Origin of the sequence: Pseudomonas sp. SB113, assembly GCF_040754745.1 — a bacterium.
In the GTDB taxonomy this organism is placed as follows: Bacteria; Pseudomonadota; Gammaproteobacteria; order Pseudomonadales; family Pseudomonadaceae; genus Aquipseudomonas; species Aquipseudomonas grimontii.
The window spans coordinates 1-433 of the sequence record NZ_JBFMHW010000202.1; the positions used below are offsets into that span (position 1 = coordinate 1).

The 433-nt window shown below is 57.0% G+C and carries 1 protein-coding gene; it reads left to right on the plus strand.

Annotated features, from left to right (window positions below; genetic code table 11):
* On the plus strand, window positions 1-433 hold a 433-nt coding region (locus AB1462_RS32165), incomplete at both ends, for an SDR family oxidoreductase (RefSeq protein WP_367249160.1).

Here is a 433-nt window from a genome sequence, read left to right on the forward strand (position 1 = left end):
CGGTCACGGCCCCCGCGCCCCAATTCTCGAAATAACCGACGAGGAATGGCACAAGGGCCTAGACGTCTATTTGATGAATGTCATCCGTCCGACGCGGCTGATCACGCCCATTATGCAGAAGCAAAAGTCCGGCGCGATCATCAATATCTCCACTGCATGGGCTTTCGAGCCGAGCGCCATTTTCCCCACATCCGCGGTTTTCCGGGCCGGATTGGCATCGTTTACGAAGATATTCGCCGATACCTATGCAGCGGACAACATTCGCATGAACAACGTCTTGCCGGGATGGATCGACAGCCTGCCCGGAACGGATGAGCGGCGCGATGGAGTTCCAATGAAACGCTATGGGCGAAGCGAGGAAATCGCAGCCACTATCGCATTCCTGGCCTCCGAAGGCGCCGGCTACATAACCGGCCAAAACATCCGCGTGGAT